This window comes from Streptomyces sp. ATLC9, assembly GCF_057196705.1.
Window position 1 is genome coordinate 1 of sequence record NZ_JBXUOY010000354.1, and the last position, 4,614, is coordinate 4,614.

The following is a 4,614-nucleotide window of genomic DNA, read 5'->3' on the forward strand; positions in this document are numbered from 1 at the left end:
GAGAGGGAAACGCCCGGTTCCATTCCGAACCCGGAAGCTAAGCCTTTCAGCGCCGATGGTACTGCATGGGGGACCGTGTGGGAGAGTAGGACGCCGCCGAACAATTTGTGAAAGAAAGCCCTGCCGGGTTCGCCCGGCAGGGCTTTCCCGCGTTCACGAGAGTCCCGCCTTCCGGGCTTTCAGGGTGGGTGGCGTATGCGTTATGACCTGGTGATCTTCGACAACGACGGTGTCCTGGTGGACAGCGAGCCGATATCCAACCGGATTCTCGCGGCCTCTCTGACGGAGCTGGGGCATCCGACCACGTACGAGGAGTCCATCCGGGACTACATGGGCTCGGCCATGCACCGGGTCCACGATCTGATCCTGCAACGCTCCGGGCAACGCCTGCCCCACGACTTCGACGCCGTCTTCCACAACCGGGTCTTCGACGCGTTCCGGCGTGACCTGCTGCCCGTACCCGGTGTCGCCGAAGTGCTGCGGGAGCTCGATTCCGAAGGAGTGTCGTACTGCGTGGCCTCGTCCGGCACCCATGAGCGGATAAGGGTGGCGCTCGGGAAGACGGGGTTGTACGAGCGGTTCGGGGAGGAACGGGTCTTCAGCTCGCAGGACGTCGGACGGGGGAAACCCGCGCCGGATCTCTTCCTCCACGCGGCACGGGCGATGGAGGTGCCGCCCGAACGCTGCGTCGTGGTCGAGGACAGCCCACCGGGGGTACGGGCGGCTGTCGCGGCCGGGATGGACGTGTACGGGTTCACCGCCATGACGCCGGGGGAAAAGCTGCCGGGAGCGACGGGGCTGTTCTCCTCGATGGAGGAACTGCCCGGGCTCCTGGCCTGAGCAGGCCGGGGGCGGCCCGGAGCGGTCAGCACCGCCGGTGGCGGTGCCCGACGATCCGTTCGCGGCGGTGTGGGCGGCCGTATGGTTCCCCGGGCCGCCCGATACGGTGGCCGGTATGAGCGGCGGCGCACAGCTGATGTGGGACGAGGCGGTCACCGGATACGACTTCGGCCCCGGGCATCCGATGGACCCGGTGCGCCTGAAGCTGACCATGGAGCTCGTCGAGGCGTTCGGACTGCCCGGCGTCTCCGGGCTGAAGGTGGTGGCCGCGGCGCCCGCCGGTGACTCCACACTCAGGCTCGTGCACCGCTCCGACTACATCGACACCGTGCGCCGGATTTCCGCGGATCCCCGGGCGGCGGACGGGTCGTACGGCATCGGGACCGAGGACGACCCGGCCTTCGGGGGAATGCACAACGTCTCGGCACTGATCGCCGGGCAGTCGGTCGGGGCCGCCGAGGCGGTGTGGTGGGGGGAGGTCCTCCACGGTGTGAACTTCGCCGGCGGACTGCACCATGCGATGCCGGGCGGAGCGGCCGGTTTCTGTGTCTACAACGATGCCTCCCTGGCCATCGCCCGGCTCCTGGAGCTGGGCGCCGAGCGGGTCGCCTACGTGGACATCGACGTCCACCACGGGGACGGCGTCCAGGCGGCCTTCTGGGACGATCCACGGGTGCTGACGGTGTCCCTGCACGAGCACCCCCGCATGCTCTTCCCCGGAACCGGCTGGCCGGAGGAGACCGGCGGGGAGAAGGCGGAGGGGAGCGCGGTCAACATCGCGGTCCCGCCCGGCACGTCCGACGGCGGGTGGCTGCGGGCGCTGCACGCGGTGGTGCCGGAACTGCTGCGCTCCTTCCGGCCTCAGGTGCTGGTGACCCAGCACGGTGCCGACACACACATCGAGGACCCCCTCGCGCACCTGGCGGTGACCGTCGACGCGCAACGGGCCGCCGCGGAGGCCTGCCACGACTGGGCGCACGAGTACGCGGAGGGGCGCTGGGTGGCACTGGGCGGGGGCGGTTACGCGGTGGTCGACGTCGTACCGCGCGCCTGGACGCACCTGGTGGCGATCGCGGCGGGTGAGCCGATCGCCCCGAAGACCACGGTCCCGGAGGACTGGCGGCGGCAGGTGTACGCGCACACCCGGCAGGACGCGCCGCGGCGGATGACGGACGGGCGCGAGCCGGTGTGGTCGGACTGGGAGTCGGGGTACGACCCGGCGAGCGCCCTGGACCAGGCGGTGCTGGCCGCGCGGCGCTCGGTGTATCCGGCGCACGGGCTGCTGCCCTGAGCCGCCGCGGAGCCGGGCTCCGCGTGTGTCCCGTACGGCCGGGCGGACGGCGCACTCCGGCCGGTTCCCGGGCCTCTACGTCTCCCGTCCGGGGCTCTGTCGGCGCAGGGACCTCTCCCCCTCGCACCGGCACGGGGGGGATGTGTCGACATGGCGACCCGGTTCGGGGTACGTCGTCGTCTCCCCGGTGCTTACGGGGAGTCGCGCTGATCCAGGGCGGGGGAGCGCGTCCTCCGCGTGGTGCTCCGGGCGCGCTCTCCCGCCCTCCCCTCTCCCGTGCGTACGGTCTCCGGCGCCGCGGCGACACCCGGAAGCCGTTGCGGAGCCGCCGGCCGAGGAGTGCGGACAGGCAGCGCGGCAGGTCAGCCGGGCGCCGGGGGAGGAGGACGGCCGACGAGGGCTGTTCCGCGGCGCCCGCCGCCGGGTATGAGGGGCCGGAGGGAGCGGCCGCCCCGGATCGTGACTCCAAGGTATCGGACGGATACTTTCCGCTTGCTCGCTGTGCCCCCGGTCGTTCGCTTCTGTCGCGTTTGGGGACCGATGGCTACTCCTCTTCCCCACTTGCATCACCCGCCCCTAATCTGGGGAGGAGCGCGCATGCGAGCAGGAGACACCGGAGGGGAAGCCGGTGCCCGACATGTGCGGAAGGTTCAGGTGTGACATGGCTGCTGCCGAGAGGCCTCTGAACGAGGTCGTGTTCCTGACCGTGGCGGAAGTCGCCTCGGTGATGCGAGTGTCCAAGATGACCGTGTACCGCCTGGTGCACAGCGGTCATCTGCCGGCGATCCGGGTGGGCAGGTCCTTCCGGGTGCCGGAGCAGGCCGTCCACGAGTACCTCCGCGGATCGTACGTGGAGGCGGAGAAGAGCGCGTAACCGCGGAACGACGGGCTTGTGGCCCCCTCGTGTCACGAGCACTACCCGGTGCCGGGTAGGCTGGGCCGACGTAGGTCGTGTGGGCTCGGACGCCCCGCACCGAGTGACGAAGTGAGCGAGGGTAAGTCGTGGGCTCTGTTATCAAGAAGCGGCGCAAGCGGATGGCCAAGAAGAAGCACCGCAAGCTGCTCAAGCGCACGCGCGTTCAGCGCCGCAACAAGAAGTGAGCGGGCGCGCCGCACACTGATCCACCGCCCTCCCACCGCCGTGTCGGTGGGAGGGCGGTGGCGTTCCGCCGGGTGGAGGCGGCCAGCCGATACGGTGGCCGCAGGCCCGCCCGCGAGCGGTTCGGGGAACAGGCCGCGAGGAGCGACGAGGAGTACGGAGGGCTGCCGGGGCCCGTGGCAGGGTTTCCGGAGGCGGCCCGCCGCACGCTGAGAGGGAGCAACGTTGGGCAAGGTCGTGCTCGTCACAGGCGTCGCCCGCCGGCTCGGCGGGCGCTTCGTACGGCGGATCCTGCGCGAGCCCGACGTCGACCGGGTCGTCGGGGTGGACGCCGCGCCGCCCGAACACCACCTCGGCGGGGCGGAGTTCGTCCGTGCCGACATCCGGCAGCCCTCGATCGCCGGGGTGCTGGCCGAGCACGGCGTGGACACCGTCGTGCACCTGGACGTCAGCGGAGTGCAGCTTCTGCCCGGTACCCGCGCGTCGGTCAAGGAGACCAACGTCATCGGCACCATGCAGCTCCTGGGCGCGTGCCAGAAGGCGCCGTCCGTGCGGCGTCTGGTGGTGAAGTCCAGCACGAACGTCTACGGCTCCTCCTCCCGCGACCCGGCGGTGTTCACCGAGACCACGCCGGCCAAGGCGCTGCCCGGCGGCGGCTTCACCAAGGACATCGTGGAGGTCGAGGAGTACGTGCGCGGGTTCGCCCGCCGCCGCCCCGACGTGGCGGTGACGGTGCTGCGCTTCGCCAACATCCTCGGCCCCGAAGCGGACACGCCGCTGGCGGAGTACTTCCGGCTGCCGGTGCTGCCGACCGTCCTCGGATATGATCCGCGGCTGCAGTTCGTCCACGAGGACGACGTCGTCGAGGTGCTGCGGCTGGCGGCCGGGGAGCCGCGGCGCGGCACGCTCAACGCGGGGACGTTCAACATCGCCGGCGACGGGGTACTGCTGCTGTCCCAGGCCGCGCGGCGGCTGGGACGGCCCACGCTGCCCCTGTTGCTGCCGGCGATCCGGTGGAGCGGGACCGCCCTGCGCACGGTCGGTGTCACGGACTTCTCGGCCGAGCAGATCCGGCTGCTGACGCACGGCAGGGTCGTGGAGACCACGCAGATGCGCGAGGTCCTCGGTTTCGGGCCGCGGTACACCACGGCCGGGGCCTTCGCCGACTTCGCGCGCGCAGGGGGCCCGGGGCTGCTGCCGCCGGAGAGGCTCGCACACGCGGTGGACCGTATCGAGGAGGTCGTCCGCCATGGCTGACGCCAAGGTCATTCCCTTCGACGACGACCGGTCGCGCGGCGGTCCCGGGCGGTCCGCCCGGGGGCGGGCGGCGGGTGGCGGGCGGCGTACGGGCGACGAGGGCCGCCCCGGCCAGGAGGGCCGGGGC

5 protein-coding genes and 1 rRNA gene are annotated in these 4,614 nt (G+C 71.6%); all 6 read left to right on the plus strand.

Translation table 11 applies throughout. The annotated features are described in order from the left end of the window. Positions 1–102: ribosomal RNA gene (gene rrf / locus AC2CJA_RS24420) — 5S ribosomal RNA — on the plus strand; the annotation flags it as partial. A gap of 93 nt (positions 103–195) precedes the next feature. Then, a complete protein-coding gene (locus tag AC2CJA_RS24425; RefSeq protein WP_484604845.1) occupies positions 196–840 on the plus strand; it encodes an HAD family hydrolase in 645 nt (214 codons plus the stop codon). Positions 841–955: 115 nt separating this feature from the next. Then, positions 956–2,131 (plus strand): acetoin utilization protein AcuC, encoded by a 1,176-nt coding sequence (locus tag AC2CJA_RS24430; protein ID WP_484604846.1) that lies wholly within the window; start codon positions 956–958, stop codon positions 2,129–2,131. 661 nt (positions 2,132–2,792) lie between these two features. Then, the gene (locus AC2CJA_RS24435; protein ID WP_177214038.1) at positions 2,793–3,005 is read left to right on the plus strand and encodes a helix-turn-helix domain-containing protein; all 213 of its coding nucleotides are present in this window, start codon (positions 2,793–2,795) and stop codon (positions 3,003–3,005) included. A 128-nt stretch (positions 3,006–3,133) separates the two neighbouring features. Next, complete coding sequence (locus tag AC2CJA_RS24440) at positions 3,134–3,232, plus strand: 30S ribosomal protein bS22 (RefSeq protein ID WP_003948845.1); 99 nt, start codon at positions 3,134–3,136, stop codon at positions 3,230–3,232. 223 nt (positions 3,233–3,455) lie between these two features. After that, a complete protein-coding gene (locus AC2CJA_RS24445; RefSeq protein WP_484604847.1) occupies positions 3,456–4,487 on the plus strand; it encodes an NAD-dependent epimerase/dehydratase family protein in 1,032 nt (343 codons plus the stop codon). Positions 4,488–4,614 lie beyond the last annotated feature (127 nt).

What these genes read in the sequence shown, in the direction of transcription:
- AC2CJA_RS24435 (WP_177214038.1), top strand. Translation starts at nt 2,793, where the DNA reads ATGGCTGCTGCCGAGAGGCCTCTGAACGAGGTCGTGTTCCTGACCGTG.
- AC2CJA_RS24430 (WP_484604846.1), top strand. Translation starts at nt 956, where the DNA reads ATGAGCGGCGGCGCACAGCTGATGTGGGACGAGGCGGTCACCGGATAC.
- AC2CJA_RS24425 (WP_484604845.1), top strand. Translation starts at nt 196, where the DNA reads ATGCGTTATGACCTGGTGATCTTCGACAACGACGGTGTCCTGGTGGAC.